This is a genomic window from Pararhodobacter oceanensis (assembly GCF_003076755.1).
Classification (GTDB): Bacteria; Pseudomonadota; Alphaproteobacteria; order Rhodobacterales; family Rhodobacteraceae; genus Pararhodobacter; species Pararhodobacter oceanensis.
Genome location: NZ_QDKM01000026.1, coordinates 1 through 4,334, shown reverse-complemented (window position 1 = coordinate 4,334; position 4,334 = coordinate 1). Strand labels below are relative to the sequence as shown.

General features: G+C 55.7%; 4 protein-coding genes. All 4 read left to right on the top strand.

Going from position 1 to position 4,334, the window contains the following annotated elements; translation table 11 throughout:
* Window positions 1-284 precede the first annotated feature (284 nt).
* Genes DDE20_RS18800 through DDE20_RS18785 form a run of 4 tightly spaced genes read left to right on the top strand, consistent with a single transcriptional unit; the run spans window position 285 to window position 4,205 of the window.
* Window positions 285-1,205: a C-terminal helicase domain-containing protein gene (locus DDE20_RS18800; RefSeq protein ID WP_240608302.1), complete on the top strand. Its 921-nt coding sequence runs from the start codon at window positions 285-287 to the stop codon at window positions 1,203-1,205.
* Window positions 1,202-1,891, top strand: coding sequence for a DUF4391 domain-containing protein (locus DDE20_RS18795; RefSeq protein WP_116560045.1), 690 nt, complete (start codon window positions 1,202-1,204; stop codon window positions 1,889-1,891). Before DDE20_RS18800 ends, DDE20_RS18795 begins: the two co-directional genes overlap by 4 nt.
* Window positions 1,888-3,783, top strand: coding sequence for a site-specific DNA-methyltransferase (locus tag DDE20_RS18790; RefSeq protein ID WP_205961712.1), 1,896 nt, complete (start codon window positions 1,888-1,890; stop codon window positions 3,781-3,783). Before DDE20_RS18795 ends, DDE20_RS18790 begins: the two co-directional genes overlap by 4 nt.
* On the top strand, window positions 3,783-4,205 hold the full coding sequence (locus DDE20_RS18785; protein ID WP_116560044.1) for an ATP-binding protein: 423 nt from the start codon (window positions 3,783-3,785) through the stop codon (window positions 4,203-4,205). Before DDE20_RS18790 ends, DDE20_RS18785 begins: the two co-directional genes overlap by 1 nt.
* Window positions 4,206-4,334 lie beyond the last annotated feature (129 nt).

Genomic DNA, 4,334 nt, shown 5'->3' with positions numbered 1-4,334 from the left:
GAAATGGCGCAAACTCGACGGTCGAAACCGCCTGCCAGAGATCATCCAAGGGGTTGAGTTCCGCGACGGGCTCCGCCAACTTCAAGCTGCCGCCTGATCAAGCGTCACCAACTTTTGCCGATATCTCCTTTGCCCAGCTTGCTCCCCACTTTGCCGATGCGCAGAACATCCACACCGGAATTGTCACGGGCTCAGGCGGTCCTAGGACAACGCTCAAGAAAACGTATGACTTCCAGTCCGTCCTGACCCTTTTTGCGCCCCGCGCCAAGGAGAAGGACAAGATCATGCCCGACGATCCGGCAGAGTTGGACATCCTCATCGGCACCGATTGCATATCGGAAGGGCAGAACCTTCAGGACTGCGACTACCTGATTAATTATGACATCCACTGGAACCCCGTGCGGATCGTTCAACGCTTTGGTCGGATCGACCGGATCGGCTCGCCGAACACCCAGATCCAGCTGTCGAACTATTGGCCCGACATCAGCCTTGATGAATACATCAACCTTAAAGAGCGGGTCGAAAACCGGATGCACATCGTCGATATGGCGGGCACCGGCGAGGACAATGTGTTGACCTCCAAAAGCTCGGACGTTGCCTACCGCAAAGACCAGCTTCAGCGGCTTCAGGACGAGGTGATTGAGCTGGAGGACGTCAAGACCGGCATTTCAATCACCGATCTGGGGCTCAACGATTTCCGGATGGACCTGCTGAACTACCTCAAAACCCATGATGACCTGCCACGTATGCCAAACGGGCTGCACACGGTTGTTCCGGCGGATCCCGAACGCGGGCTTGTCCCAGGTGTGATCTTTGCGCTTCGCAACATCCATGACAGCGTCAACGTCAACCAACAGAACCGCCTGCATCCCTATTACCTGATCTACATCGGCGAGGACGGAGAGATTGTCGCGGACCAGATGCAAGTGAAACGCTTGCTCGATCTGATCCGCACGGGCTGCAAAGGCCACACTATTCCATTTCGCGATCTTTGCACCGCTTTCAACGCGGAGACGCAAGACGGGCGCAACATGGAGGCCTATTCGGACCTGCTCAACAGCGCCATCAGATCCATGATCGAGGTGAAAGAAGAGCGTGACATCGACAGCCTGTTCTCGGGAGGGCATACGACCGCGCTAACCCAGACCATCGCGGGGCTGGAGGACTTCGAGCTGATCGCCTTTATTGTGGTGCGTGCGGAATGACTGCTATCTATCATTACCCGCCCCAGACGGCGCTGAAACGGGTGATCCCGAAAACCCGCATTTATGACGGGGCCAAGGCCAGCACTGCGCTGCGCGAACGGTTCGTGCGCGAGGTGGGCCAGATCGTCTGGGCACATAAACTCGCCCCCGAAACGCTGAACCTGCCCGCCACGGCGGCTGTGCCGGAAATTCAGGTGTTCCGCCTGTCGCTCAAGGGTGACAGCCTGCACGACGACATTCTGCGCGCCATTGATCGCGCCGTTCCCTTCCCGGTGATGTTTGAGCTGCTGGCGGGTGAACGGACACAAGCGACCGCGGCGTTTAAGCGCCCATCAGATGCTGCAACTGGCAAATGGGTGGTATCCGAGCATATGCGTGGGGCTTGGACTGCACGTGAGGCACCGCGCAGCCCGTTACCCGTGGCGGTGACGCTGGGCGCGCTTTACGAGGGAATGCTATCGCCGCTGATGCCTGTGGCCCCTGTCGCGGGGGAGGATACGGAAACCCGCCTTGCGCGTGCGGCGCAGATCAAGGCAAAAGAGCGCGAGATTGCGCAGCTTCAATCCAAGCTGAAACGCGAAAGCCAGTTCAATATCAAAGTGACGCTGCATGGCCAACTGGCCGAGGCAAGGGCCGAATTTGAGCATATGAAGACGCCTGAAGGCGGCGATAAGGGGACGACATGACAAACGAAATCGAAAAGCTGAAAATGCACAGCCCCGACCTGACGCAAGACAACATCGCCAAGATCCGTGCCCTGTTCCCGGGCTGCGTGACCGAAGCGGCGGGGGAGGATGGCGCGACGACGTTGAAGGTGGATTTTGACCAGCTGCGGCAGGAATTGTCGGACAGCATCGTGGAGGGGCCGCAAGAGCGGTATCATCTGGACTGGCCGGGCAAGCGGCAGGCGCAGATCACCGCCAATGCGCCGATTGCCAAAACCCTACGCCCCGTGCGCGAGGAGAGCGTGGATTTCGACACCACGCAGAACCTGTTCATCGAGGGCGACAACCTAGAGGCGCTCAAGCTGCTGCAAGAGACCTATCTGGGCAAAGTCAAGATGATCTACATCGACCCGCCGTATAATACCGGGAATGATTTTGTCTATGAGGATGACTTTGCCGAAAGTGCGGCAGAGTTTTTGACCAAGTCAAATCAGGTGGACGCGGCAGGCAATCGGCTGGTGGCGAATACAGAGTCGAATGGACGGTTTCATTCGGATTGGCTGTCGATGATGTATCCGAGATTGAGGCTGGCAAAGAATCTGTTGAACGACGATGGCGTCATATTTATTACCATTGATGACAATGAGGTGAGCAATCTTCGCAATTTATGCGACTACGTATTTGGCGAAATTAACTTCAGAGCTTTGGTGTCGTGGCAGAAAAAATATGCTGTAAGTAATAATTTTAAGGGAATTGCATCAGTAAGGGATTTTATCCTTATATACTCTAAGTCTGACTCCTTTCAGAATGGCTTACTTCCCAGAACTGAAGCGTCAAAGGTAAGGTATCAGAATCCTGACAATGACCCACGTGGCCCTTGGAAACCTGTAGACTATTGGAACATTGCATCAGTGGATCAACGGCCGAATTGCGTTTATCCGATTGTGAATCCCAATACTGGTGAAACAACCATTCCCCAGAAAAAATCTTGGAAATTCGAACGCACCACGCATGAAAAGCATGTCAAAGAGGATAAGGTGTGGTGGGGAAAGGGTGGTAAGAACAGTGTTCCTGCGCTTAAGTTATTCTTGAGTGAAGTAAAGGACGGAATGATCCCTCACAATTGGTGGCCGCATGAAGAAGCCGGTCACACAGATCAGGCAAAAAAACAATTAGATGTTCTTTTTGACGGCGTCGCTCCATTCGACACTCCTAAGCCTCAGAAGCTGCTCGAACGCATTATTCAGATCGCAAATATCTCGCAAGATGACATAGTGCTCGATTTTTTCGCGGGATCAGCCTCGACGGCAGAAGCGTGCTTTCGCTTCGCTGCAACGCAAGGGGTTCCTGTGCGGTCAATCATGGTTCAAGTGCCAGAAGCCTGTTTTCCCAAATCAGAGGGAGAAAAACAAGGATTCTCCACCATCGCCGAAATCTCCAAAGAACGCATCCGCCGCGCGGGGGCGAAAATCCTCGAAGGGGAGTGTCACCCCGACTGGAACCGCGATGTGGGCTTTCGCGTGCTGAAAATCGACAGCTCGAACATGGCCGATGTCTATTACACCCCCGATGACACCACACAGGCCGACCTGCTGGCCCGCGTGGACAACATCAAGCCGGATCGCACCCCCGAAGACCTGCTGTTTCAGGTGCTGCTGGACTGGGGCGTTGACCTGACCCTGCCCATCACCCGCGAGACGCTGCACGGCAAAACCGTGTTCTTCGTTGCAGGCACCGCCCTTGCCGCCTGTTTCGACACAGGCGTGGACGAGGTGCTGGTCAAAGATCTCGCTGCACGCGCCCCCCTGCGCGTAGTGTTCAAAGACACAGGCTTCAAGGACGACGCCACCAAGATCAACGTGAAGCAGATCTTCAAATCCCTCTCGCCCGACACTGACGTAAAAGCAATCTGATGCTCCCTGCCGACCTGAGCCTCAAATTATCCGACCTGATCGCCACCTGGGAAAACGAGGTGGTCGAGTTCAAGGAGGTGTCGAATGACTTTGATACCGACAAGATCGGCCGCTATTTCTCGGCGCTGGCAAATGAGGCGAACTTGCGTGACGCGGATGCCGGATGGCTGGTGTTCGGCGTCAGCAACAAGACCCGTCAGGTCACCAGCACGCCTTATCGACAGGACAGCGAGCGGTTGCACAGCCTCAAGCACCAGATTGCCCAAGGTGCCGACCCCACAACCACATTCCGCCAGCTCCATGAGGTAGATATTGACGGGGCGCGCGTGGTGATGATGGAAATCCCGCCCGCCCCACGCGGTATCCCGATCGCATGGAAGGTGTCAACGCCGTTTGAATTTTCCCCAATAGTGCCGAAGTAAAATTCCCCACTTTCTCGGGTTCGGTGATCAACCGGCTTTAGTGATCGGCGTCTCCGTTTTGGGTTTTGTGTGAACGGCCACGGCGCTTCGGCGGCGGCGGTGGAGCAATGGGGGCGTTTGCGCGGACGT

Bases quoted from the DNA above. Each gene is read 5' to 3' on its own strand.
- DDE20_RS18800 (WP_240608302.1), top strand. From the start codon at position 285: ATGCCCGACGATCCGGCAGAGTTGGACATCCTCATCGGCACCGATTGC.
- DDE20_RS18795 (WP_116560045.1), top strand. From the start codon at position 1,202: ATGACTGCTATCTATCATTACCCGCCCCAGACGGCGCTGAAACGGGTG.
- DDE20_RS18790 (WP_205961712.1), top strand. From the start codon at position 1,888: ATGACAAACGAAATCGAAAAGCTGAAAATGCACAGCCCCGACCTGACG.
- DDE20_RS18785 (WP_116560044.1), top strand. From the start codon at position 3,783: ATGCTCCCTGCCGACCTGAGCCTCAAATTATCCGACCTGATCGCCACC.